The organism is Streptomyces sp. NPDC006393, assembly GCF_040628575.1.
Taxonomy (GTDB): domain Bacteria; phylum Actinomycetota; class Actinomycetes; order Streptomycetales; family Streptomycetaceae; genus Streptomyces.
This window is the reverse complement of sequence record NZ_JBEXZD010000123.1, coordinates 1-22969: the sequence shown is the minus strand read 5'-3', so window position 1 is coordinate 22969 and position 22969 is coordinate 1. Positions and strand designations below refer to the sequence as shown.

General features: G+C 71.4%; 26 protein-coding genes. 13 read left to right on the top strand and 13 right to left on the bottom strand.

Annotation, left to right across the window (positions count from 1 at the left end; translation table 11 throughout):
* The 4 genes from uppS to ABZ484_RS33230 all read right to left on the bottom strand — a co-directional run.
* On the bottom strand, positions 1-454 hold a 454-nt coding region (gene uppS, locus ABZ484_RS33245), incomplete at its 3' end, for a polyprenyl diphosphate synthase (protein ID WP_358869665.1).
* Positions 455-503: 49 nt separating this feature from the next.
* Positions 504-1250: a DNA repair protein RecO gene (recO, locus tag ABZ484_RS33240; protein WP_358869664.1), complete on the bottom strand. Its 747-nt coding sequence runs from the start codon at positions 1248-1250 to the stop codon at positions 504-506.
* Positions 1251-1409: 159 nt separating this feature from the next.
* Positions 1410-1625 (bottom strand): hypothetical protein, encoded by a 216-nt coding sequence (locus ABZ484_RS33235; protein ID WP_358869667.1) that lies wholly within the window; start codon positions 1623-1625, stop codon positions 1410-1412.
* Between the two features lie 5 nt (positions 1626-1630).
* Positions 1631-1852 (bottom strand): hypothetical protein, encoded by a 222-nt coding sequence (locus ABZ484_RS33230; protein WP_358869663.1) that lies wholly within the window; start codon positions 1850-1852, stop codon positions 1631-1633.
* Positions 1853-1971: 119 nt separating this feature from the next.
* On the opposite strand from ABZ484_RS33230, the gene ABZ484_RS33225 reads away from it, so the two are divergent.
* Together ABZ484_RS33225 and ABZ484_RS33220 are read left to right on the top strand one after the other, a co-directional pair.
* Entirely contained in the window at positions 1972-2805 is an 834-nt protein-coding gene (locus ABZ484_RS33225) for a helix-turn-helix transcriptional regulator (RefSeq protein WP_358869662.1), read from the top strand.
* Positions 2787-2990 carry a DUF397 domain-containing protein gene (locus tag ABZ484_RS33220; RefSeq protein WP_358869661.1) on the top strand — a complete coding sequence of 68 codons (204 nt, stop codon included), beginning with the start codon at positions 2787-2789 and terminating at the stop codon, positions 2988-2990. Before ABZ484_RS33225 ends, ABZ484_RS33220 begins: the two co-directional genes overlap by 19 nt.
* Here the strand turns inward: ABZ484_RS33220 and ABZ484_RS33215 are convergent.
* The 6 genes from ABZ484_RS33215 to leuA all read right to left on the bottom strand — a co-directional run bounded on the left by ABZ484_RS33215 (position 2987) and on the right by leuA (position 10314).
* Positions 2987-3448, bottom strand: a complete 462-nt coding sequence (locus tag ABZ484_RS33215) for a protein phosphatase (protein WP_358869660.1) — start codon at positions 3446-3448, stop codon at positions 2987-2989. The genes ABZ484_RS33220 and ABZ484_RS33215 overlap by 4 nt on opposite strands.
* Before the next feature lie 45 nt (positions 3449-3493).
* A complete protein-coding gene (locus tag ABZ484_RS33210) occupies positions 3494-4159 on the bottom strand; it encodes a response regulator transcription factor (protein WP_358869659.1) in 666 nt (221 codons plus the stop codon).
* Positions 4156-5382, bottom strand: a complete 1227-nt coding sequence (locus ABZ484_RS33205) for a histidine kinase (RefSeq protein WP_358869658.1) — start codon at positions 5380-5382, stop codon at positions 4156-4158. The genes ABZ484_RS33210 and ABZ484_RS33205 overlap by 4 nt, the downstream gene beginning before the upstream one ends.
* Positions 5383-5429: 47 nt before the next feature.
* A complete protein-coding gene (locus ABZ484_RS33200) occupies positions 5430-7502 on the bottom strand; it encodes an MMPL family transporter (RefSeq protein ID WP_358869657.1) in 2073 nt (690 codons plus the stop codon).
* A gap of 198 nt (positions 7503-7700) precedes the next feature.
* Positions 7701-8399: a TerB family tellurite resistance protein gene (locus ABZ484_RS33195; RefSeq protein WP_358869656.1), complete on the bottom strand. Its 699-nt coding sequence runs from the start codon at positions 8397-8399 to the stop codon at positions 7701-7703.
* Between the two features lie 193 nt (positions 8400-8592).
* A complete protein-coding gene (gene leuA, locus ABZ484_RS33190; protein ID WP_358869655.1) occupies positions 8593-10314 on the bottom strand; it encodes a 2-isopropylmalate synthase in 1722 nt (573 codons plus the stop codon).
* Between the two features lie 381 nt (positions 10315-10695).
* Here leuA and ABZ484_RS33185 point away from each other — a divergent pair, with 381 nt between their 5' ends.
* From ABZ484_RS33185 to ABZ484_RS33150, 8 genes are all read left to right on the top strand, one after another.
* A complete protein-coding gene (locus tag ABZ484_RS33185; RefSeq protein ID WP_358869654.1) occupies positions 10696-11766 on the top strand; it encodes a M4 family metallopeptidase in 1071 nt (356 codons plus the stop codon).
* Positions 11767-11787: 21 nt separating this feature from the next.
* The gene (locus tag ABZ484_RS33180) at positions 11788-12054 is read left to right on the top strand and encodes a protealysin inhibitor emfourin (RefSeq protein ID WP_358869653.1); all 267 of its coding nucleotides are present in this window, start codon (positions 11788-11790) and stop codon (positions 12052-12054) included.
* Positions 12055-12148: 94 nt separating this feature from the next.
* Complete coding sequence (locus ABZ484_RS33175; protein ID WP_358869652.1) at positions 12149-13480, top strand: GH1 family beta-glucosidase; 1332 nt, start codon at positions 12149-12151, stop codon at positions 13478-13480.
* Between the two features lie 145 nt (positions 13481-13625).
* The gene (locus ABZ484_RS33170) at positions 13626-14705 is read left to right on the top strand and encodes a PhoH family protein (protein ID WP_358869651.1); all 1080 of its coding nucleotides are present in this window, start codon (positions 13626-13628) and stop codon (positions 14703-14705) included.
* 12 nt (positions 14706-14717) lie between these two features.
* Positions 14718-15215 carry an rRNA maturation RNase YbeY gene (gene ybeY, locus ABZ484_RS33165; protein WP_358869650.1) on the top strand — a complete coding sequence of 166 codons (498 nt, stop codon included), beginning with the start codon at positions 14718-14720 and terminating at the stop codon, positions 15213-15215.
* Between the two features lie 8 nt (positions 15216-15223).
* A complete protein-coding gene (locus tag ABZ484_RS33160; RefSeq protein ID WP_358869649.1) occupies positions 15224-16531 on the top strand; it encodes a hemolysin family protein in 1308 nt (435 codons plus the stop codon).
* The gene (locus ABZ484_RS33155) at positions 16528-16818 is read left to right on the top strand and encodes a hypothetical protein (RefSeq protein ID WP_358869648.1); all 291 of its coding nucleotides are present in this window, start codon (positions 16528-16530) and stop codon (positions 16816-16818) included. The genes ABZ484_RS33160 and ABZ484_RS33155 overlap by 4 nt, the downstream gene beginning before the upstream one ends.
* Positions 16815-17174: an MmcQ/YjbR family DNA-binding protein gene (locus tag ABZ484_RS33150; RefSeq protein ID WP_358869647.1), complete on the top strand. Its 360-nt coding sequence runs from the start codon at positions 16815-16817 to the stop codon at positions 17172-17174. The genes ABZ484_RS33155 and ABZ484_RS33150 overlap by 4 nt, the downstream gene beginning before the upstream one ends.
* Before the next feature lie 35 nt (positions 17175-17209).
* On the opposite strand, the gene ABZ484_RS33145 is transcribed toward ABZ484_RS33150, so the two are convergent.
* A complete protein-coding gene (locus ABZ484_RS33145; protein WP_358869646.1) occupies positions 17210-18631 on the bottom strand; it encodes an MFS transporter in 1422 nt (473 codons plus the stop codon).
* Between the two features lie 148 nt (positions 18632-18779).
* On the opposite strand from ABZ484_RS33145, the gene ABZ484_RS33140 reads away from it, so the two are divergent.
* On the top strand, positions 18780-19601 hold the full coding sequence (locus tag ABZ484_RS33140) for a helix-turn-helix transcriptional regulator (protein WP_358869666.1): 822 nt from the start codon (positions 18780-18782) through the stop codon (positions 19599-19601).
* Between the two features lie 39 nt (positions 19602-19640).
* A complete protein-coding gene (locus ABZ484_RS33135) occupies positions 19641-20003 on the top strand; it encodes a cytidine deaminase (protein ID WP_358869645.1) in 363 nt (120 codons plus the stop codon).
* 62 nt (positions 20004-20065) lie between these two features.
* Here the strand turns inward: ABZ484_RS33135 and ABZ484_RS33130 are convergent, their stop codons facing one another.
* Together ABZ484_RS33130 and ABZ484_RS33125 are read right to left on the bottom strand one after the other, a co-directional pair.
* Positions 20066-20404 (bottom strand): P-II family nitrogen regulator, encoded by a 339-nt coding sequence (locus ABZ484_RS33130; protein ID WP_030173001.1) that lies wholly within the window; start codon positions 20402-20404, stop codon positions 20066-20068.
* Positions 20401-21714, bottom strand: a complete 1314-nt coding sequence (locus ABZ484_RS33125) for an ammonium transporter (RefSeq protein WP_358869644.1) — start codon at positions 21712-21714, stop codon at positions 20401-20403. Before ABZ484_RS33125 ends, ABZ484_RS33130 begins: the two co-directional genes overlap by 4 nt.
* Before the next feature lie 151 nt (positions 21715-21865).
* On the opposite strand from ABZ484_RS33125, the gene era reads away from it, so the two are divergent.
* Positions 21866-22819, top strand: a complete 954-nt coding sequence (gene era, locus ABZ484_RS33120; RefSeq protein ID WP_358869643.1) for a GTPase Era — start codon at positions 21866-21868, stop codon at positions 22817-22819.
* The last annotated feature ends 150 nt before the right edge of the window (positions 22820-22969 follow it).

Genomic DNA, 22969 nt, shown 5'->3' with positions numbered 1-22969 from the left:
CGTTGTCCTTGGTCTGCTCCTGCGCGACCAGCAACTCCTTCGCGACCGACTTCCACAGCCGGGGCATACGGCCCACCCACCGCACCCGCACGCCGAGCTCGTCGAGCTGGTCGCGGGTCTTGCGGATGAAGTCGCGGTTGAAGTTCATCAGGAAGCGCACCTCGTCCGGCGAGCGCTTCCAGTTCTCGGTGGAGAAGGCGTAGAGGGAGATGTTCCGGACGCCGACCTCGATCGAGCCCTGGAGGACGTCGAGCACTCGCTCGGCACCCACCTTGTGCCCTTCGGTCCGGGGCAGGCCCCGCTCCTTGGCCCACCGCCCGTTGCCGTCCATGACGATGGCCACATGGTTCGGCACCAGCTCGCCGGGGAGCTTGGGCGCACGCGCACCGGACGGGTGCGGCTCCGGCGCCCGGTACTCGCGCCGCTGGCGCCCCAGAATCCCGCGTACGACCATGTTGCTTCTCTCTCCTCGACCGTGCCGTGCCGTGCTTGCTTCGCTGCGCTTACTTCTCTACGTACCGCAAGGAGCGCAGCCCGCGCTCCAGATGCCAGTGCAGGTAGGCGGAAACCAGCCCGCTGCCCTCGCGGACGTGGCGCGCCTCGCACGCGTCCGCCGTCTCCCAGTCTCCCGTAAGCAGCGCGCCCAGCAGTACCAGGGTCTGCGGCGACGGTACGACGCTGCCGGGCACCCGGCAGTCGGCGCAGACCGAGCCGCCGGAGGCCACCGAGAAGAACCGGTTGGGTCCGGGCATCCCGCACCGGGCGCAGTCGCCGAAGCTGGGCGCGTAGCCGTTGACCGCGAGCGAGCGCAGCAGGAACGCGTCGAGCACCAGATGCGGGGCGTGCTCCCCACGGGCGAGGGTGCGCAGGGCGCCCACGAGCAGCAGGTACTGCTGCACGGCCGGCTCGCCCTCGTGGTCGGTGAACCGCTCGGCGGTCTCCAGCATGGCCGTGCCTGCGGTGTAGCGGGCGTAGTCGGTGACGATCCCGCCACCGTACGGAGCGATGGTCTCGCTCTGTGTGCACAGCGGCAGCCCGCGCCCGACCAGTTCGCTGCCCCGCGCGAAGAACTGCACGTCGACGTGCGAGAACGGCTCCAGCCGCGCCCCGAACTTCGACTTCGTGCGCCGCACCCCGCGGGCCACGGCCCGCACCCGCCCGTGCCCACGCGTGAGCAGCGTGATGATCCGGTCCGCCTCGCCCAGCTTCTGGGTGCGCAGCACGATGCCGTCGTCGCGGAACAGACTCATGCCCCTCATTCTCGCCCATCCCGCGACGAAGACGGTACGGCCGTCGTGGAGCAGTGCCTCGACCCGCGCCGGGCGGCCCAGGACGTGGGACTCCCCCGGCCGTGGCGGCCACAGCCGTGCCGGGCAGTGGCCGGATGTGCACCCGTCATACGGAGGAGGTCACGGCACCTCGCCGCGGCTGCGGGCGTTGGCGTGCGCCGTGGCGGCGCTGAGCCGCTCGGCCGGGGTCGCGGCCCGCACCCGCCCCGGCGGGCAGTCCCACTCCCTGCCCCCGCCGAGGGGGCGCAGCTGTACGTACGGTCCCTCGTGTCCCATGACCACGCCGACCCTGCCCGTGCCGGTGTCCATCGCGTACGAGCCCACCGGCGGCCGCACGGCGCTCACCGCAGCACCGCGGCGAGCCGGGCGGCGGTCTCCACCGAGCAGCGCCCCAGTTCGACGAGCGGGCACGGCGCCTCACGGGCGAGCCCGGCCGGATCGAGCCCCAGCGAGGGCAGCGCGATTCCCGCCCTTTCGAGTACGGTCCGCAATTCCGCGACGGTTTCCTCCGCCTCCTGCACGCAGACCGCCGAGTGCACCGAGTGCCGTGCTGCCACTGCCACTGTTCGCTTCCCTTTCGCTTGCCCGGATTCACGCTTCGTATCTCCAAGGTGACGTTCTGCCACTACAGTCGGAAGGGTTTCGGGCCCTACAACGGCTGGGCAGCGCAAGGGGGTTGGTGATGGCCAACGGTTCACGTCAGGCGGTCTGGGAGTTCTTCGGCGCGGAGCTGAAGCGACGCCGGGAGAACGCCGACCTGACACAGGTGGAACTCGGAGCGCGGGTTTTCGTCTCCGGCGGCTATATCGGCCAGTTCGAACAGGCGATCAGAAAACCGCAGTTGGACGTGGCCCAGCGGATCGACGAGGTACTGCAAACCGACGGTATTTTCGAGCGGCTGTGCAGAAAGCTGATCGATGATCCTCGGTATGCGGAGTACTTCGCGAAAGCGGCGGAACTGGAGTCGCTGGCGACGGAGATCTACGAGTTCGCGCCTGCGCTGGTTCCGGGACTGCTACAGACGAGGGCATACGCATGGGCGGTCACCGTCGCGACGAACCCGTTCGCCGTGGACGAGTACATCGAGGAAAAGGTGTCCGGCCGCATGGAGCGAGCCCGCATCCTCAAGGACGCCACCCGCCCGTTGTACTGGGTCGTCCTGCACGAGAACGTGCTGCGGATCCCGGTCGGCGGGCCGGAGGGCATGGCGGAACAACTGGAGCACATCGCGCGGCTGGCTCGGGAGCGGACGGTGGTGGTGCAGGTGCTGCCGTACGCGGCAGGCCCATACCCGATCATGACGGGCGATCTGAAGCTCATGGAGTTCGACGACGCCCCGCCAACCGCCTATACAGAAGCGGTGTATTCGGGGAGCCTGCTGGACGATCCGGCCGTGGTCAAGCGTGCTCGCGCGGCATACGATCAGATCAGGGCCACCGCGCTGTCGCCGGATGCGTCCCTGGCCCTGATCGAGTCTGCGGCGGAGGACTTCAGACGATGCGCGAGTACGACCTGACCAACGCCCACTGGCGGAAGAGCTCTTACAGCGACGGCAACGGGGGCAACTGCCTCGAGGTCGCCCACGGAGTCCCCGGTGTCGTGCCCGTCCGGGACAGCAAGGTGCCGGACGGCGCCGTGCTCGTGATCCCGGCCTCCGCCTGGGCCGCGTTCGTCGGTGCCGTGAGGGCGGCCGGCCTCTAGCGGGACACCGCCCCCAGCGGCGCGAAGTTCCGTACGTACCGCTTCTGCCACGGCGTCTCCACCGCGTGCCGGTCGTAGTGCTCACGGACGTACGCGACCGCGTCGCCCGGCGGCACGCCGTCCAGGACCGCCAGGCAGGCCAGGGCCGTGCCCGTGCGGCCCCGGCCGCCGCCACAGGCCAGCTCGACACGTTCGGTGGCCGTCCGCTCCCAGGCCTCGACGAAGGCCGCGCGTGCCGCCGTGCGGTCGGCCGGGAGGCGGAAGTCCGGCCAGCGCAGCCAGCGGGACTCCCAGGGGACCTCGGGCGGACGCTTGCCGAGGAGGTAGACGCCGTACGTCGGGCTCGGCGCCCCGGGGTCGAGGGGGCGCCGCAGGCCCCGGCCCCGTACCAGCCGTCCCGACGGCAGCCGCAGTACGCCCGGCTGCCCCTCTTCCCACCGCACTTCCCCGCTCGTCATCCCGCCATTCGTACCCGGGCCCCGGGCGGCCCGCAACCGGATCACTCACACGCTCCCCGGAGACACCAGCCCCGACTCGTAGGCCACGATGACCAGTTGCGCCCGGTCACGCGCGCCCAGCTTGCCCATGATCCGGCTGACGTGGGTCTTCGCGGTGAGCGGGCTCACGCCGAGCGCCTCGCCGATCTCGGTGTTGGTCAGGCCCCGGGCGACCAGGGTCAGCACCTCGCGCTCGCGGTCGGAGAGGCAGTCGGGGCCGCCCGTGACGGGGGCGGCGGGGCTGCGCAGGAAGCGGGCGATCAGGCGGGCCGTGGGGCCCGGTGAGAGCAGGGCGTCGCCCGCGGCCACCGTGCGGATCGCGTCGAGGAGGTCGGCCGGGCGGGTGTCCTTGACCAGGAAGCCGGAGGCGCCGGCGCGCAGCGCCTCCACGATGTGCTCGTCGGTGTCGTAGGTGGTCAGGACGAGCACCTTCACCCCGGCCAGGTCCTCGTCGGCGGCGATGAGCCGGGTGGCCTCGATGCCGTCGAGGTCGGGCATGCGGATGTCCATCACCACGAGGTCGGCGCGGGCGCTGCGGGCCAGCGCGACGGCCTCGCGCCCGGTGCCGGCCTGCCCGACGACCTCCATGTCGCCGGCCGACTCGACGAGCATGGCGAAGGCGGCCCTGACCAGGGTCTGGTCGTCCGCGAGCAGCACGCGGATCGCGCTCACCGGCCTCCCTCCAGGGGCAGTACGGCCGTCACCTCGAAGCCGCCGCCGGACCGGGGACCCGCGTCCAGCGTGCCGCCCACGCTGCGGGCCCGTTCCCGCATGCCGACGAGCCCGAAGCCACCTCCACCACCGGTCCCGGGCGCGGCCCCGGTGCCGTCGTCGGTGACCGACAGACGCAGGGCGCCGTCCTCGGCGCGCAGGTCGACGCCGACGGACGGTTCGGGACCGGCGTGCCGTACGGCGTTCGTCAGGGCCTCCTGCACGATGCGGTACGCGGCGGCGCCGACGGCGGGCGGGACGTCGTCGGCGCGCACGGACAGCTCCACCTTCGCCCCGGCCAGCCGGGCGGTCTGCGCCAGGTCGGCGACGCCGTGCAGCGCGGGCAGCGGGCCGCGCGCCTCGGGGGCACCCTCCCGCAGCACCTCCAGCGTGGTGCGCAGCTCGCCGCGCGCCGTCCGGCAGGTCTCCGCGATGTCGTCGAGGGCCTCGGCGACGGCGGCGCGGTCCAGGCGCTCCGGGTCGGCGGCGAGGACGTGCGCGGCCACGGAGGTCTGGACGCCGATGAGGGTGATGCTGTGGGCGAGCAGGTCGTGCAGGTCGCGGGCGATGCGCAGGCGTTCCTCGGCGACGCGGCGGCGGGCCTCCTCCTCGCGGGTGCGTTCGGCGCGCTCGGCGCGCTCGACGATGGAGGCGACGTACTGCCGGTAGTAGCGGACGTCGACGCCGAAGAAGAGCACGGCGATGATCCAGCCGGAGACCCGCAGCAGTTCCACGGCCTGGTGGGTGTTGACGGTGAGCATCACGCTCGTGGCGAAGGTGACGACGATGACGCCGGTCAGGATCGTGCGCAGCGGGCGGCTGGTGACCGCGATCGTGTAGAGCGCCACGTACGCGGCCGGGGTGGGCGCGAAGTGGTTGTTGTCCATGGCGTGGTACGGCATGATCAGCGCCACCATCGCCGCCAGCACCAGCAGCGGCCTGCGCCGCCGCCACACCAGCGGCACATGGGCGGCCAGCAGCAGCGCCCAGCCGAGCGCGTCCGGCCGACGGCCGGCGTCGCCGAACAGTCCCAGGCACGCGGCCACCGCGGCGAGCGCCGCGGCCAGCAGCGCGTCGTTGCGGGTGCCGTGCGGCGCGGTCCGGGGGTCGCGGTTGATCGCCGCCATGATCCGTTCGCCCGGGCGGGGCCGCTCCGCCGTCATGGTTGGTTGCACGGGATTCATCTTCCGACAGGCGGGCGCCCCTCCGGGAGGGAGGGGCGCCCGGCGGCTCACACCGGCTCCGGCTGGCGCTCGGGCGGTGCCGGTTCCGGGGTCCGCGACAGCGGGCCCGGCCACCAGACCTTCCGGCCGAGTGCCACGCTCGCGCTGGTCACCAGGTAGGTGCGGACGAGGAAGGTGTCCAGCAGCACACCGACGGCGATGACGAAGCCGAGTTCGACGAGCTGGACGAGCCCCATGTTGGTCAGCACCGCGAAGGTGGCGGCGAGGACGAGCCCGGCGGAGGCGATGACCCCGCCCGTGGTGCGCAGCGCGGTCAGCGCGGCGGCGGACGGTTCCGCACCCTTCAGCGACTCCTCCCGCATGCGGTGCATGAGGAAGATGCCGTAGTCCACGCCGAGGGCGACGAGGAAGACGAAGGACAGCAGTCCGAGTCCGGGGTCCGTGCCCGCGAAGCCGAACAGCGGGCCGAACACCAGTCCGCCGATGCCGAGCGCGGCGCCCCAGACCGCGATGACGGCGGCCACCAGGATCAGCGGCGCGACCAGGGAGCGCAGCAGGGCGATCAGGATCAGCAGGACGGAGACGAGGACGATCGGGATGACGACGAGCCGGTCACGGGCGTTGGTGTCCTTCAGGTCGATCTGCTGGGCGCTGGGCCCGCCGACGTAGGAGCCGGGCAGCTCGTGCCGCAGTTCCTTGATGGTGGCGGTCTCGGCCGCGGACTGGGGCGGGGCGGAGGCGATCACGGAGATCTCGGTCCAGCCGCCGCCGCTGCGGCCCGGCTGCGCGTTCGCGACGCCGTGGGCGGCGCGGACGGTGGCCAGGGTGGCGTCGGCCCGGTCGGCCGGGGTGATGACGTCGATGGGCTGGGCGGACCGCTCGGGGTAGGCCTTGGCGAGGGTCTCCAGGGCGGCGACCGACTCCGGCTTGTCGACGAAGGCGTCCTGTTGCTTGATCGTGCCGGGCAGGTTGAGGGCGCCGAGGGCGAGGGCGCCGAGCAGGACGGCACCGGAGGCGAGGACGGTCAGCGGGCGGCGCCCGGCGGAGCTGCCCATCGCCGCGAACAGCGACCGGCGCGCCTTGGGGGTGCTGCCGTAGGCGGGCACGAGGGGCCAGAACACCCGGCGGCCCAGCAGGACGAGCAGCGCGGGCAGCAGCGTCAGCATCGCGACCAGCGCGCACAGCACGCCGACCGTGCCCAACGGCCCCATGCCGCGGCTGGAGTTGAGGTCGGCGGCGAGCAGGCACAGCAGGCCCGCGGCGACCGTGCCGGAGGAGGCGAGCACGGCCGGCCCGCAGCCGCGCAGGGCGGCGCGCATGGCGTCGTACGGCCGCTCGTGGCGCCGCAGTTCCTCGCGGTAGCGGGAGACGAGCAGCAGGGCGTAGTCGGTGCCGGCGCCGAAGACGAGGACGGTCATGATGCCGGTGCTCTGCCCGGAGACGGTGGTGCCGAAGGCCTGGTTGAGGCCGTAGGCCACGCCCGTGGACAGGAAGTCGCCCACCCCGGCCACGACCAGCGGGACCAGCCACAGCAGCGGGCTGCGGTAGATGAGGATCAGCAGGACGGCGACGACGGCGACGGTGGTGTAGAGCAGCGGCCCGCCGAGGGACTGGTAGACGTCGGCGGCGTCGGTGGCCATGGCGCTCGGGCCGCCGACCTGGACGGTCATCCCGTCCTGGTCGTGGGCGACGCCGCGGACGTCGTCGACGAGGGCGTCGCGCTTCTTCTCGTCGGTGCCCGGCTCGTTGCTGGTGACCGGGTACATCACGGTCGTGCCGTCCTTGGACGGGACGGGCTGCGGTGTCCCCGCCAGGGCGCGCTGCCGGCCGATGGTCGCGACCTGCCGTGCCGCCGTCGCCCGGTCCGCGGCCGTCAGGCCGGAGTCGCGGTGGTAGACGAGGACCAGCTCGGTCGTCTGGCCGCCCGGCAGCCGGTCCTGGATCTTCGCGACCTGGGTGGAGTCGGCGCTCGCGGGCAGGTAGTCGGTGACCCGGTCGTGCTGCACGTCGCCCAGTTTCGACGCGAACGGCGCGACGACCGCGAGCACGCCGACCCACAGCGCGAGCAGCAGCCAGGGGATGGCGCGTTGTCGCGTACGTTTCGTTTCTGCGGCCCCCATGGAACGGGCCCTCCCTCCGGCGCGGCTGTCTGGATGCGGTCTCCAGACTCCCGGCACGGGGGGCGCGTTTCGTCGCGCCGGAGGGCGAGTTCGGGCGTACTGCGCGGGGTGACCGGGCGGGTGGACTACTCCCCGGGGAGTAACACGGGGAGTAGCCCGGGAGGTGCCGCAGGGCCTGCGGGCGGGACGCGGTGGGTGTCAGGACGGCGTGCGCGCCGCCGCGAGCAGTCTGGTCACGTCGTCCGCGCAGATGGTCAGGGCCGCGCCGACGGTGGCGAGGGTGTCGCGTTCGGCGGGCGTGTAGGGGCCGTCGGCCAGGGCGATGCGGGCGGCCTGGAGGAGGATCGACTCGCGGCCGGCGGCGGCCAGGTGCGGGGCCAGCGGGTCCAGGGCCTCGTGGAGCTCTATGGCCAGGCCCGCCACGCTCGGCTCGCCCTCGTACACCCGGCCGGTGTCCGCGGCCAGGGCCTCGACCAGGGCGGCCAGCTGCTCCTCGGTGCACTCGGCGAAACCGGCCGCGCGCACGGCGACCGCGGCGGTCTCCAGGGCCGTACGGGAGGAGGTGCCGCCCGCGGAGAGTACCGCGAGGGCGACGGTGTGCACGGCGTCGCGGAGCATCGCGGAGAAGCGGGAGGTGGTCGGGTGGTCCAGGGTGTCGGTGCCGAAGTGTCCGCCACAGGCCGCGCACTCCACGACCGGCCCGGTCGCTCCGCGCGGCAGCAGGGGCACCCCGAGGACGGTGAAGCGCCGCCGGCCGCTCAGCCGCTGGTAGTTGCGGTCGCCGCCGCAGCCGGGGCAGAAGAACTCGCCGTCGCCGACGGGTGTCCACGAGATGCGGGTGCCCAGCATCCGGGCAAGCCCGGCGGCATGGCCGTTTCGTCCCCGTACTGGCAGCACGTCGCACCTCCGTAACCACGCGGCAACATCGCCGCGTGGGCGTGATGTTAGCCACATTGGTGAGGCTGAGTCAGTACCCCGGACGAGACCTGTTCGTGACCTGGCCGGTAAACGACCGTGAAAGAAAGGGCCCCGGTCGCCTCAAAAGACGCCCGGGGCCCCGGAAAGTGCCGGTCAGCGCCGGTCGGTGGGGTCAGCGGGTGGCACGGTTGACGGCCGAGACGACCGCCTTCAGCGACGCACGTGTCGTGTTCGCATCGATGCCGATGCCCCACAGGACCTTGTCGTCGATCGCGCATTCGATGTAGGAGGCGGCCTGCGCGGAGGCGCCCTCGCTCATCGTGTGCTCCTGGTAGTCCAGCAGGCGTACGTCGATGCCGATGGACTGGAGGGCGTCGAAGAAGGCCGAGATCGGGCCGTTGCCGGAGCCGGTCAGGACGGTGTCCTGGCCGTCGACCGTCGCCTCGACGGTCAGCGTGTCCACGCCGTCGGTGTCCGTCGTCGACTGGCCCGTCCTGACCTGGATGCGGCCCCAGGGGTTGTCCGGGTTGGGCAGGTACTCGTCCTGGAAGACCGCCCAGATCTCCTTCGGCGTGATCTCGCCGCCCTCGGCGTCGGTCTTCGCCTGGATGATCTTGGAGAACTCGATCTGCATCCGGCGCGGCAGGTCCAGCTTGTGGTCGTTCTTCAGGACGTAGGAGATACCGCCCTTGCCGGACTGCGAGTTGACGCGGATGACCGCCTCGTAGGAGCGGCCGACGTCCTTGGGGTCGATGGGCAGGTACGGCACCGCCCACTCGATGTCGTCGACGGTGACGCCCCTGGCCTCGGCGTCGGCCTCCATGGCGTCGAAGCCCTTCTTGATGGCGTCCTGGTGGGAACCGGAGAAGGACGTGTAGACCAGGTCGCCCACGTACGGGTGGCGTGGGTGGACCTCCATCTGGTTGCAGTACTCCCACGTGCGACGGATCTCGTCGATGTCGGAGAAGTCGATCTGCGGGTCGACGCCCTGCGAGAACAGGTTCATGCCCAGGGTGACCAGGTCGACGTTGCCGGTGCGCTCGCCCTGCCCGAACAGGCAGCCCTCGACGCGGTCGGCGCCGGCCATGACCGCCAGCTCGGCCGCCGCCACGGCCGTACCCCGGTCGTTGTGCGGGTGGGCGGACAGGCAGACGTACTCGCGGCGCGACAGGTTGCGGTGCATCCACTCGAAGCGGTCCGCGTGCGTGGACGGGGTCGAACGCTCCACGGTGGCGGGCAGGTTGAGGATGATCTCGCGGCCCGGGCCGGGCTGCCAGACGTCCATGACCGCCTCGCAGACCTCCAGGGCGAAGTCCAGCTCGGTGTCGGTGAAGATCTCCGGCGAGTACTGGTAGCCGAACTCCGTCTCCGGACCCAGCAGCTTCTCCGCGTACTCCATCACCAGACGGGTGCCGTCGACGGCGATCTGCTTGATGTCGTCCCTGGAACCACGGAAGACGACCCGGCGGAAGACCGGGGCGGTGGCGTTGTACAGGTGGACGTTGGCCCGCCTGGCGCCCTTCAGGGACTCCACGGTCCGCTCGATCAGGTCCTCGCGGGCCTGGGTCAGTACGGAGATCGTGACGTCGTCCGGGATCGCGCCCTCCTCCTCGACGATGGAGCGCACGAAGTCGTAGTCGGTCTGCCCGGAGGCCGGGAAGCCGACCTCGATCTCCTTGTAGCCCAGCTTGACCAGCAGGTCGAACATCGCGCGCTTGCGCGCGGGCGACATCGGGTCGATCAGGGCCTGGTTGCCGTCGCGCAGGTCGGTGGAGAGCCAGCGGGGGGCGCTGGTGATCCGCTGGTTCGGCCAGGTGCGGTCGGGGATGTCGACCTGCTCGTAGCGGCCGTACTTCCGGATCGGCATGGGACTGGGCTGCTGGCGGTTGGCCATGTTGCGTGGCTCCTCGGTTGGTCCGCGGTCGGTGCGGTGCCGGAAAGGGCGGCCGACGGCGCAACGCCAGACTCCGCGGGGAGGGGGTCGGCCTACGACTACAGGCCCTCGCCGCGGCAGCTAAGGAGAAGCAGCCCGAAAAGCATGATGCTCCGCAGCCTAGCCGAGCCGCACCGACCGCGCGGGCGTGTTCCAGTATGCGAAACCGGCGGGAGGAAAGGGACAAAAAGTGCGTCATCTCACCAAGGGACCGCCACAGGGTCACCGTGCGCGACACTCCCTACCACTCCGTGACGGCGCCGCGGTCCCCTTGCCCCGATATTTCACCAATCATGGTTGCGGGTCGTGACAGCGGAATAACACAGTGCAATGGTGCGAGGCATGACGACCAACGGGGGCCTCGAGCCCGTCTTCTGCACCATCGTGCCGCCGCACATCCTCGACCGCCTCGCGCGCAACGAGGATCCCGCTCTCTCCGGACCGGCGCGCCGCAGCCTGGAGCGCGACGCCATGGAGCGCACCCGCCGCCGGCTGACCACCGTCGTCGGCGCGCCCGCCGTGGCCCCGCCCGCCGGCAAGCAGGCCGAGGAGCCGCACCGCACGATCTACGACGCCCACCACGGCACCGACCTGCCCGGCCGCAAGGTGCGCGGCGAGGGCCAGGAGCCCGGCGCCGACGCCACCGTCAACCGCGCCTACTCAGGCCTCGGCGCCACCTTCGAGCTGTATCTGAAGGCGTACGCCCGCGACTCCATCGACGGCGCCGGGCTGCCGCTGGACGCGACCGTGCACTACGACGAGAACTACAACAACGCCTTCTGGAACGGCGAGCAGATGGTGTTCGGCGACGGCGACGGCGAGATCTTCCTCGACTTCACCATCCCGGTCGACGTCATCGGCCACGAGCTGACCCACGGCGTCACCCAGCACACCGCCAACCTGGAGTACTTCGGCCAGTCCGGGGCGCTCAACGAGTCGGTGTCCGACGTCTTCGGCTCGCTGATCAAGCAGTACACGCTCGGCCAGACCGCCGCCGAGGCCGACTGGCTGATCGGCGCGGGCCTGCTCGCCCCGAGCGTCACCGGCACCGCGCTGCGCTCCATGAAGGCGCCCGGCACGGCCTACGACGACGATGTGCTCGGCAAGGACCCGCAGCCGGCCACCATGGAGCACTACGTCCGCACCAGCAGCGACAACGGCGGCGTGCACATCAACTCCGGCATCCCCAACCACGCCTTCTACCTGACCGCCACCGCGCTCGGCGGCCACGCCTGGGAGAAGGCGGGGCAGATCTGGTACGACGTACTGACCGGCGGCGAACTCAAGGACGACGCCCTCTTCGCGGACTTCGCCACGCTCACCGTGAAGGCCGCCCGGGAGCGGTACGGCGCGGGCGACGAACTCCAGGCCGTGCAGAAGGCGTGGGAGCAGACCGGGGTGCGGACGCTGTGATTCCGTACTAGACACGGACCCATGCGTATTCAGGTGAGGCGCACGGGCGGGTTCGCGGGCATCGAACGGTTCGCCGAGGTGGACACCGCCGGGCGCGCCGACGCCCACGAGTGGCATGCCCTGGCCGAGCAGGCGCTGGCCGCCGGCCGGGGCACGCCACCGGTCGGCGTGCCGGACGGCTTCAGCTACCAGATCACGGTGGACGGCAGGACGGTGTACACCGCCGACCCCCGGCTCACCGACGCGGAGCGGAAGCTGATCACCCGCGTCCTGAAGGAAGGCGCTTGAATCCGGCCGGGCGGGTGAACGCGGCCGGAGACGTGGATCCGGCGGGACGCACAGGCGTTGACTTCTGTTACCGCGGGTACGGATGATCCGTCACATGGCGACTGACGCGGGCACGGCGACGGCACCGATCCCCCGGTTCCCGGACGGCTTCCTGTGGGGCGTGTCCACCTCGGCCCACCAGATCGAGGGGGCGGCCGGCGAGCGTGAGCCGTCCGTCTGGGACGTGTTCACGTCCGAGCCGGGGCGGGTCAGGGACGGCTCGACGGCGGCGGTGGCCTGCGACCACTACCACCGCCACCGCGAGGACGTGGCGCTGCTGGCGGACCTCGGCGTGGACGCCTACCGCTTCTCGGTCTCCTGGCCCCGGGTGAACTCCCCCGGCGGCCTCGACTTCTACGACCGGCTGGTGGACGAGCTGTGCGCGGCGGGCGTCCGGCCGGTCCCCACCCTCTTCCACTGGGACCTCCCGGCCCGTCTGGACTGGCTGGAGCGGGACACGGCGTCCCGTTTCGCGGAGTACGTGTCGCTGGTGGCCGCCCGCCTGGGCGACCGCGTCACGAAGTGGATCACGCTCAACGAGCCCGCCGAGCACACCCTGCTGGGCCACGCCCTGGGCGTGCACGCACCGGGGAAGCAACTGCTGTTCGACGCCCTCCCGGTCGCCCACCACCAGCTCCTCGCCCACGGCCTGGCGGTGCGGGCGCTGCGCGCGGCGGGGGCGGCGGACATCGGCATCGCCAACTCCCACGGCCCGACGTGGCCCGCGTCGCCTCAGGCGGCGGACGTCGAGGCGGCGGACTTCTACGACGTGCTGCTCAACCGGATGTTCGCGGAGCCGGTCCTGCTGGGCCGCTATCCGGAGGGGATCGGCGAGCTGCTGCCCGGCGACGTCGAGGCGGACCTGAAGATCATCGCCGAGCCGCTGGACTGGTACGGGATCAACTACTACGCCCCGGCCCGCGTGGGCGCCCCGCAGGGTGCGGGGACGGAGTTCGGCGGGGTGACCCTCCCGGCGGAGCTGCCCTTCTCGCTGCGCGCGATCGAGGACCGTCCGGTCACGGACTTCGGCTGGCCGGTGGTCCCCGAGGCGCTGACGGAACTGCTGACCGCCTTCCGCGACCGCTACGGCGACCGGCTCCCGCCCGTCGTGATCACGGAGAACGGCTGCTCCTACGAGGGCCTCGACGACCAGGACCGCATCGCCTACCTCGACGGCCACGTCCGCGCCCTGCACCGCGCGGTGGAGGCGGGCGTGGACGTGCGCGGCTACTTCGTGTGGTCACTGCTGGACAACTTCGAGTGGGCGGAGGGCTACGCCCGCCGCTTCGGCCTGGTGCACGTGGACTTCGGGAACCCGGCGACGCTGGAGCGGACGCCGAAGGCGTCGTACCGCTGGTTCCGGGAGATGCTGCGGGGTCAGCGGTAGCCGGACGGCAGTCGAAGGACCGTATCGGCGGCCCCCGAAAAGTCCTACGGCGTTGTCACTCCCCCGTCGTACCCTGGGAAGCGCGAGGCCGCCCTCAGCTATGCGGCCGTGACGAGGAGGAACCGCAGGCCTTCAGCGCCGGCCCATGACTCAGACACCCGCAGCCAACACCCCCGCGCAGGGGCAGGCGAGAGCACAGTTCACCGTCCCCGCCCAGCACCCCATGGTGACCGTGCTGGGTTCCGGCGACTCCCTCCTGCGCGTGATCGAGAAGGCCTTCCCGGGGGCCGACATCCACGTCCGGGGCAACGAGATCAGCGCGGTCGGCGACTCGGCGGACGTCGCCCTGATCCAGCGCGTGTTCGACGAGATGATGCTGGTGCTCCGCACCGGACAGCCGATGACGGAGGACGCAGTGGAACGCTCGATCGCCATGCTCAAGGCGAGCGAGAACGGGGAGGGCGACGGCCAGGAGACCCCGGCCGAGGTCCTGACGCAGAACATCCTGTCCTCACGCGGCCGCACCATCCGCCCCAAGACGCTCAACCAGAAGCGCTACGTCGACGCGATCGACAAGCACACGGTCGTCTTCGGCATCGGCCCCGCCGGTACCGGAAAGACCTATCTGGCCATGGCCAAGGCGGTGCAGGCCCTTCAGTCCAAGCAGGTCAACCGCATCATCCTGACCCGTCCGGCGGTCGAGGCCGGCGAGCGGCTCGGCTTCCTCCCGGGCACGCTCTACGAGAAGATCGACCCCTATCTGCGCCCGCTGTACGACGCGCTGCACGACATGATCGACCCGGACTCCATCCCACGGCTGATGGCGGCGGGGACGATCGAGGTGGCGCCGCTGGCGTACATGCGCGGCCGGACGCTGAACGACGCCTTCATCATCCTGGACGAGGCACAGAACACCAGCCCCGAACAGATGAAGATGTTCCTCACCCGCCTCGGGTTCGACTCGAAGATCGTCATCACGGGTGACGTGACGCAGGTGGACCTGCCGAACGGCACGAAGAGCGGTCTGCGGCAGGTGCAGGAGATCCTGGAGGGCGTCGAGGACGTCCACTTCTCCCGGCTGTCCTCGCACGACGTCGTACGGCACAAGCTGGTGGGCCGTATCGTCGACGCGTACGAGAAGTACGACAGCGAGTACGGCACCGAGAACGGCGCGCCGAAGCCCCCCGGGCACGGCAGGCCGGGGCGCGGACACAAGGGGAAGTAGACCAGCACGACCATGTCGATCGACGTCAACAACGAGTCCGGAACCGAGGTCGACGAGCAGGCGATCCTCGACATCGCCCGCTACGCGCTCGCGCGGATGCGCATCCACCCGCTCTCCGAGCTCTCGGTGATCGTCGTGGACGCCGACGCCATGGAGCAGCTGCACGTGCAGTGGATGGACCTGCCGGGGCCCACGGATGTCATGTCCTTCCCGATGGACGAGCTGCGTCCGCCGGGCAAGGACGACGACGAGCCCCCCCAGGGCCTGCTGGGCGACATCGTGCTGTGCCCGGAGGTGGCCGCCAAGCAGGGGGCCGAGGCCCCGACGAAGCACTCCATGGACGAGGAGCTGCACCTGCTCACCGTCCACGGTGTGCTGCACCTGCTCGGCTACGACCACGAGGAGCCGGACGAGAAGGCCGAGATGTTCGGCCTCCAGGCGGCCATCGTGGACGGCTGGCGCGCGGAGCGGGGCCTGACCGGGCCGTCCCCGGCACCGACGGTCTCTTAAGGCCGCCCATGAGTCCACAGATCGTCGTCGGCGCGATCGCGCTGGTCGTCGTCGCCTGGCTCGCCGCCTGCGCGGAGGCGGGCCTCGCGCGCATCTCCAGCTTCCGTGCCGAGGAGGCCGTCAAATCCGGCCGCAGGGGCAGCGCCAAGCTCGCCCAGGTGGCCGCCGACCCGACCCGCTATCTGAACGTGGCGCTGCTGGTGCGGGTGGCGTGCGAGATGGCGGCGGCCGCGCTGGTCACCTACGCGTGCCTGGAGGCCTTCCCGGGCAGGGGCGAGGCGCTGGTGGTCGCGATCGCGGTCATGGTGCTCGTGTCCTACGTCGCCGTCGGGGTCTCCCCGCGCACCATCGGCCGGCAGCATCCGCTGAACACGGCCACCGTGGCGGCGTACGTGCTCGTCCCGCTCGCACGGATCATGGGGCCGATCCCGCCCCTGCTGATCCTCATCGGCAACGCGCTCACCCCGGGCAAGGGATTCCGCCGCGGCCCGTTCGCCTCGGAGGCGGAGCTGCGCGCGCTGGTCGACCTGGCCGAGCAGGAGTCGCTGATCGAGGACGAGGAGCGCCGGATGGTGCACTCGGTCTTCGAACTCGGCGACACCCTCGTGCGGGAGGTCATGGTCCCGAGGACCGACCTGGTCGTCATCGAGCGGTACAAGACCATCCGCCAGGCCCTCACGCTCGCCCTGCGGTCCGGTTTCTCGCGCATCCCGGTGACGGGTGAGAGCGAGGACGACGTGGTCGGCATCGTGTACCTCAAGGACCTGGCCCGCCGCACCCACGTCAGCCGCGACGCCGAGAGCGACCTCGTGTCCACGGCGATGCGTCCGGCCGTCTTCGTGCCGGACACGAAGAACGCCGGCGACCTGCTGCGCGAGATGCAGAAGGAGCGCAACCACGTCGCCGTCGTCATCGACGAGTACGGCGGCACGGCCGGCATCGTCACCATCGAGGACATCCTCGAGGAGATCGTCGGCGAGATCACCGACGAGTACGACCGTGAGCTGCCGCCGGTGGAGGACCTCGGCGAGGACCGCTTCCGGGTGACCGCCCGGCTGGACATCGGCGACCTGGGCGAGCTGTACGGCCTGGAGGAGTACGACGACGAGGACGTGGAGACGGTCGGCGGGCTGCTCGCCAAGGCGCTCGGCCGGGTGCCCATCGCCGGGGCGTCGTCCGTGGTCGAACTCCCCGACGGCCGTGAGCTGCGCCTGACGGCGGAGGCCGCCGCGGGCCGCCGGAACAAGATCGTCACGGTGCTGGTGGAGCCGCTGGATCCGGCGGACGCGCCCACGAAGGAGGCGACGGAGGAGTGACGGAGACCGACGGGGGACCGGTGGCGCGCATGCGCGTGACCAACCGTGGCACGGACATGCTGGAACTGATCCTCGAGCCCTACGGCAGTGACCACTGGCTGCGGCCGGGTGAGACCTTCGTCGTCGTGACGTACGGCTTCGGGGACGGCGACCCCTTCGAGGTCGAACACGAACCGGCCACGGTGACGGTCCACCTCGACGGCCACGGATACGTGACCGACCTCCACGGCGACGAGATCGACTGCGCCCACGGCCGCCCGGACACCGGCGAGGGGACGACCGCATGACCCCTCAGCGACTGCGCGCCCTCTGTCTGTCCTTCAACGCCGCCGTGGAGGACTTCCCCTTCAATCCGGAGACCTCCGTCTTCAAGGTCCAGGGCAAGCTGTTCGCGCTCTCGGCGCTGGATGCCACGCCCCTGACCGTCAACCTCAAGTGCGACCCCGAGGACGCGATCCGGCTCCGGGGCGAGTACCCCGGGCTCATCGTCCCGGGCTGGCACATGAACAAACGGCACTGGAACACGGTCACCGTCGACGGCGGGCTCCCGGACCGGCTGGTGCGGGAGCTGGTGGAGGACTCCTACGACCTGGTGGTGGCCGGTCTGCCGCGCGCCGAACGGCTCCGCCTCGACCGGCCCTAGGTACCCGTCCTAGGGGGCCGTCCTAGGGGGCCGTCCTAGGCGGCCGTCCGCCGGACTCGCAGGCCGAGTCCTACCAGGACGGCCGCCGCGAGGACGATCGCCGCGTCCAGGGCCAGGACGGTGTGGACGCCCGAGAGGAGGTCGCCGGAGGTGGTGGCCAGGACGCCGAGCAGCGGGATGCCGACGGTGACGCCGACCTGCTGGGTGGAGGTGACCAGGCCGGTGGCCAGGCCCTGCTCCTCGTCGGGCACGCCCGAGGTCACGGTCAGGCCGTAGGAGATGATCGCGCCGAGGTGGCACATGCTGGCCAGCGAGACGGCGGCCGTGGCGAGCCAGACCGACCAGGTGTGGGCGTTCAGGCCGAGCAGCGCGGCGATCAGCGCACCCTGCCCGGCGAGCGAGCCCACGAGGGTGCGGCGGGCGCCGAACCGGCCGATGACCTTCGCCGCACAGCCGCCCGCGACCGCCGAGAGCACACCCTGGACGCCGAAGACCAGCCCGGTCTCGAAGGCCGACAGGCGCAGGATCTCCTGGAGGTAGAGGGTCAGGACGAAGACCACCGTGGACATCATCGAGAAGGTGACCAGACCGCCCACATTGCCCCACGCCACCGTGCGGCGGCGCAGCATGGGCAGGGAGACCAGGGGAGCCTGCGAGCGGGACTCGACGACCGCGAACGCGGTCAGCAGGGCGACGCCCGCGATCAGCGCCGTGATGACGTCGGCGCGGCCGAAGCCGTGGTCGGCGGCGGTGGACAGGGCGTAGATCAGCGACAGCAGGCCGGTGGTGACGGTGACCGCGCCGGGGATGTCCAGGCGGGGGCGCTGCGGGGTGCGCGATTCGGGCAGCAGGCCGGGGGCGAGCGGCAGCACGATCAGCGCGAAGACCGAGAGCAGCGCCATCGTGGAGCGCCAGCCGAGGGCGTCGGTGAGGACGCCGCCCGCGACCATGCCGACGGTGAAGCCCAGCGACAGCAGGGTGCCGGAGATGCCGAGGGCGCGGTCACGGGCCGGGCCCTCGGGGAAGGTGGTGGTCAGCAGGGACATGCCGGTCGGCACGATCGCCGCCGCGCCCAGGCCCTGCAACGCCCGGCCGGCGAGGAAGGACGCCGGGTCGCAGGCGAGGGTGGCCAGCAGCGAGGCGCCCCCGAACAGGGCCAGACCGGCGAGGAACAGCTTCCGGCGGCCGTACAGGTCGCCGACGCGGCCGAACAGCAGCAGGAAGCCGCCCGAGGGAAGCGCGAACGCGGTGACCGCCCACTGAAGGGCCGACCGGCTCATGCCGAGGTCCGCGCCCAGCTCCGGCAGGGCCACGTTCAGCACGGAGAAGTCCAGCGCGACCATGAACTGGGCGGCGCACAGGACGAAGAGGACCAGCTTGTCTCGGGTCGACAGCCGTGGGTCGTCGAGCTGCTCCCCGGTGGGGGTGGTGGGTGAGGTGGTGGTGTCGATCGCCATGGCCAAGAGCCTCGTGCGACCGGAACAGCCGTGGGGAGTCGGAACTTATGGTGGTGGTGGCACCACCAGACACCACGAGGGGGATCCGTACGTGCCTGACACGGACACGATCAAGAGGCAGCGGCTGCGTGAACTGCGCGAGTTCCTGATGAACCGGCGGGCCCGGGTGACCCCGGCCGAGGCCGGACTGCCGGACGGCGGGGCCCGGCGCCGTACGCCCGGACTGCGGCGCGAAGAGGTCGCGGTGCTCGCCGGGGTGGGCGTCTCCTGGTACCAGTGGCTGGAGCAGGGCCGGGACATCTCCGTCTCCCCGCAGGTCCTGGACTCCGTGGCCCGGGTGCTCAGGCTCAGCGACGTCGAGCGCCGGCACCTGTACGTGCTGGCCGGACTGAACCCGCCCGCGCCCGAGGTGGCGCCGGAGCGGCGGGACATGTGCGACGGACTGCGGCGGCTGATCGACACGTGGATGCCGTATCCGGCCCACATCATGGACATGTACTACAACTGCGTGATGTACAACCCCGCCGCCGCGGTGGTGCTGGGCATGCGTCCGGACATCACACAGAACTGCCTCGTCGACTTCTTCACCGACCCGATGTACCGCTCCCGCAACAAGAGCTGGGAGTCGAACGCCCGGACGGTCGTGGCGCAGTTCCGGGCCGCGTGCGCCGCCCGCCCCGACGACGAGGGGTACCAGGCCGTGCTGGCCCAGGCCAGGGAGGCCAGTGACGAGTTCACGGCGCTGTGGGAGGAGCGGGACATCGAGGACGCCGGGCAGATCCGCAAGGAGCTCGACCATCCGCTGGTGGGGCTGCTGTGCGTGGAGTCGACGGCCATGAAGGTGCCGGCCCGGCCGGACCTGACGGTCGTGCTGCACACGCCGCTGGACGAGGCGAACACCGCGGCGAAGCTGGAGTGGCTGGCCTCGCCGGAGGGGCGGCGCGATGCGATGTATCCGGTGGCGGGGTGACCCGGGCGGGCGCCGGTGCGGCTTTCGTATGCTCGGATCATGACCGAGAGCAACGGGCTTGACCCCGAGGACCGCAAGATCGTCACCCTGGCCCGTTCGGTGCGGGCCCGCAACGGCGTGCCGGAGGGCGCGGCCGTGCGTGACGAGACGGGCCGTACGTACGCCGCCGGGTCGGTGCACCTCGCCTCGCTGAAGCTGAGCGCCTTGCAGACGGCGGTGGCCATGGCGGTGGCCTCCGGCGCCACGTCCCTGGAGGCGGCCGCGGTGGTCAGCGAGGCGGAGGGCCTCGCGCCCGAGGACCGGGCCGCGGTCGGGGACCTCGGCGGCCCCGGGACGCCGGTGCTGCTGGCCGGGCCGGACGGCACGGTCCGGCTGACCGAGCCGGCGGGCCCGGCGGAGTAGGCAGCGGCACGGACCCGGCGCGAGGGCTGACCGAGAACGGGGCGGGGCGGGCCCGGTGCGTGCTACAGCGCGTCCGGCCCGCGTTCGCCCGTCCGGACGCGTACGACCGTCTCCACGGGCACGGACCAGACCTTGCCGTCGCCGATCTTGCCGGTCTGCGCGGCCCGGACCACCGCGTCGATGACCGCGTCCGCGTCGGCGTCCTCGACGACGACGTCGATGCGGACCTTGGGCACGAGGTCGACCCGGTACTCGGCGCCGCGGTACACCTCCGTGTGGCCGCGCTGGCGGCCGTAGCCGCTGGCCTCGGTCACGGTCAGACCGTCCACGCCCATCTCCTGGAGCGCGGTCTTGACCTCGTCGAGGCGGTACGGCTTGATGATCGCGGTGATGAGCTTCATGCCTGGGTGTTGACCTTCTGGGCGGTGGTGACGAAGGGGGACGCGCCGACCGGGGCGCCGTGCCCCAGGACCCCGTGATCGTAGGCGGTCTCGGCGTGCACCGTAAGGTCCAGGCCGGTGTGCTCCTGCTCCTCGCTCGCCCGCAGGCCCATCACCTTGTCGAGCAGTTTCCCGATGCCGTACGTCGCGCCGAAGGCGTACACCGCGACGGCGGCCACGGCCAGCAGCTGCCGGCCGAGCGGGGCGAGCCCGCCGCCGTAGAGGAGGCCCTCGGCGCCGCCGGTCATCGCCTTCTCGGCGAACAGGCCGATGAGCAGGGTGCCGATGATGCCGCCGACCAGGTGGACGCCGACGACGTCGAGGGAGTCGTCGTAGTTCAGCCTGAACTTCCAGCCGACCGCGAAGGAGCAGACGACACCCGCGGCCAGGCCCACGACCAGCGCGCCGAGCAGGGAGACCGTGCCGCAGGACGGGGTGATCGCGACCAGACCGGCGACCGCGCCGGAGGCGGCGCCCAGGGTCGTGGGGTGTCCGTCGCGCTTGTGTTCGACGAAGAGCCAGCCGAGCAGGCCGGTGCACCCGGCCGCGAGGGTGTTGAGGAAGGCGGCGGCGGCCAGGCCGCTCGCGCCCATCGCCGAGCCCGCGTTGAAACCGAACCAGCCGAACCAGAGCAGACCGGCGCCGAGCATCACCATGGGCAGGTTGTGCGGGCGCATGGCGTCCTTCTTGAACCCCAGCCGCGGGCCCAGGACCAGGCAGAGCGCGAGGCCGGAGGCGCCGGAGGTGATCTCGACGGGGAGGCCGCCGGCGAAGTCCAGCGCGTGCAGGTGCTGACCGATCCAGCCGCCGGGGCCCCACACCCAGTGCGTGACGGGAACGTATACCAGCAGCGCCCACACGGGCACGAACACCAGCCAGGCGCCGAACTTCGCCCGGTCCGCGACCGCACCGCTGATCAGCGCGGCCGTGATGACCGCGAAGGTGAGCTGGAAGGTGGCGAAGAGCAGGGTGGGTACGGTGCCGTGGACGTCGGAGGGTCCCAGGCCGGCCATTCCGGCCTGGTGCAGGCCGCCGATGAGGCCGTCCGCCACGTCGTCGCCGAAGGCGAGGGAGTAGCCGCAGGCCAGCCAGACCACGGTGACCAGGGCGATCGACACGAAGCTCATCATCAGCATGTTGAGCACGCTCTTGGTGCGCACCATGCCGCCGTAGAACAGGGCGAGGCCCGGTGTCATCAGCAGGACGAGGGCGGTGGCGGCGAGCAGCCAGGCGGTGTCGCCGGTGTCGATGTGTGCGGCGGCGAGGGTCACGGGCGTCTCCAACGGTCCGGGGGCACGTCCGAGCGTCACCGGAGCGCGTTTCCGGTCGCGTACGGGTGTGTTTCCGTGACGTTTCGTTGCGCACGGGTTACCGGAACCTCACGGTGCCGCCGGGCTCCGCGAATCAGGGAGAATGGGCGGCATGAGCGTTCGTACCCCGTCATCCGAAGAGTCGGCCGAGGCCGTCCACCGCGCCGGCTTCGCCTGCTTCGTGGGCCGTCCCAACGCGGGCAAGTCCACCCTCACGAACGCTCTGGTCGGGCAGAAGGTGGCGATCACCGCGAACCAGCCGCAGACGACGCGGCACACGGTACGCGGCATCGTGCACCGGCCGGACGCCCAGCTCATCCTGGTGGACACGCCGGGCCTCCACAAGCCGCGCACGCTGCTCGGCGAGCGGCTCAACGACGTCGTGCGGACGACGTGGGCCGAGGTCGACGTCATCGGTTTCTGCCTTCCCGCGAACGAGAAGATCGGTCCCGGTGACCGCTTCATCGCCAAGGAGCTGGCCGGGATCAGGAAGACCCCGAAGGTCGCCATCGTCACCAAGACCGATCTGGTCGACTCCAAGGCCCTCGCCGAGCAGCTGATCGCCATCGACCAGCTCGGCAAGGAGCTGGGCATCGAGTGGGCGGAGATCGTGCCGGTGTCGGCGACGGCGGGCAAGCAGGTGGATCTGCTGGCCGACCTGCTGATCCCGCTGCTGCCGGAGGGGCCGGCGCTCTACCCCGAGGGCGACCTGACGGACGAGCCCGAGCAGGTCATGATCGCGGAACTCATCCGGGAAGCGGCGCTGGAGGGCGTCCGCGACGAGCTGCCCCACTCCATCGCGGTGGTGGTCGAGGAGATGCTGCCGCGCGAGGACCGGCCGGCGGACAAGCCGCTGCTGGACATCCACGCGAACGTGTTCATCGAGCGGCCGAGCCAGAAGGGGATCATCATCGGGCCCAAGGGCAAGCGGCTGAAGGAGGTCGGGATCAAGTCGCGCAAGCACATCGAGGCGTTGCTGGGGACGCCGGTCTTCCTCGACCTGCATGTGAAGGTGGCGAAGGACTGGCAGCGGGACCCCAAGCAGTTGCGGCGGCTCGGTTTCTGAGGGGGCGTGCCCACCCGCCCGCCCGACTCGGTGGCTCCAGAGGTGCCGTCCTGGGGCTCTGCCCCAGACCCCGCCGGGGCTCCGCCCCGGACCCCGTTTCCCACCCGCCCACCCGTCTCGGTGGGTTGAGAAGGCACCCTCCGGGGCTCC

Coding starts and splice junctions, on each gene's coding strand:
- ABZ484_RS33145 (WP_358869646.1), bottom strand. CDS start 18,631: ATGGCGATCGACACCACCACCTCACCCACCACCCCCACCGGGGAGCAG.
- ABZ484_RS33205 (WP_358869658.1), bottom strand. CDS start 5,382: ATGAATCCCGTGCAACCAACCATGACGGCGGAGCGGCCCCGCCCGGGC.
- ABZ484_RS33160 (WP_358869649.1), top strand. CDS start 15,224: ATGAGTCCACAGATCGTCGTCGGCGCGATCGCGCTGGTCGTCGTCGCC.
- ABZ484_RS33180 (WP_358869653.1), top strand. CDS start 11,788: ATGCGTATTCAGGTGAGGCGCACGGGCGGGTTCGCGGGCATCGAACGG.
- ABZ484_RS33135 (WP_358869645.1), top strand. CDS start 19,641: ATGACCGAGAGCAACGGGCTTGACCCCGAGGACCGCAAGATCGTCACC.
- ABZ484_RS33185 (WP_358869654.1), top strand. CDS start 10,696: ATGACGACCAACGGGGGCCTCGAGCCCGTCTTCTGCACCATCGTGCCG.
- ABZ484_RS33225 (WP_358869662.1), top strand. CDS start 1,972: ATGGCCAACGGTTCACGTCAGGCGGTCTGGGAGTTCTTCGGCGCGGAG.
- ABZ484_RS33175 (WP_358869652.1), top strand. CDS start 12,149: ATGGCGACTGACGCGGGCACGGCGACGGCACCGATCCCCCGGTTCCCG.
- ABZ484_RS33220 (WP_358869661.1), top strand. CDS start 2,787: ATGCGCGAGTACGACCTGACCAACGCCCACTGGCGGAAGAGCTCTTAC.
- ABZ484_RS33130 (WP_030173001.1), bottom strand. CDS start 20,404: ATGAAGCTCATCACCGCGATCATCAAGCCGTACCGCCTCGACGAGGTC.
- ABZ484_RS33150 (WP_358869647.1), top strand. CDS start 16,815: ATGACCCCTCAGCGACTGCGCGCCCTCTGTCTGTCCTTCAACGCCGCC.
- leuA (WP_358869655.1), bottom strand. CDS start 10,314: ATGGCCAACCGCCAGCAGCCCAGTCCCATGCCGATCCGGAAGTACGGC.
- ABZ484_RS33200 (WP_358869657.1), bottom strand. CDS start 7,502: ATGGGGGCCGCAGAAACGAAACGTACGCGACAACGCGCCATCCCCTGG.
- recO (WP_358869664.1), bottom strand. CDS start 1,250: ATGAGTCTGTTCCGCGACGACGGCATCGTGCTGCGCACCCAGAAGCTG.
- ABZ484_RS33170 (WP_358869651.1), top strand. CDS start 13,626: ATGACTCAGACACCCGCAGCCAACACCCCCGCGCAGGGGCAGGCGAGA.
- era (WP_358869643.1), top strand. CDS start 21,866: ATGAGCGTTCGTACCCCGTCATCCGAAGAGTCGGCCGAGGCCGTCCAC.
- ABZ484_RS33215 (WP_358869660.1), bottom strand. CDS start 3,448: ATGACGAGCGGGGAAGTGCGGTGGGAAGAGGGGCAGCCGGGCGTACTG.
- ABZ484_RS33140 (WP_358869666.1), top strand. CDS start 18,780: ATGAACCGGCGGGCCCGGGTGACCCCGGCCGAGGCCGGACTGCCGGAC.
- ybeY (WP_358869650.1), top strand. CDS start 14,718: ATGTCGATCGACGTCAACAACGAGTCCGGAACCGAGGTCGACGAGCAG.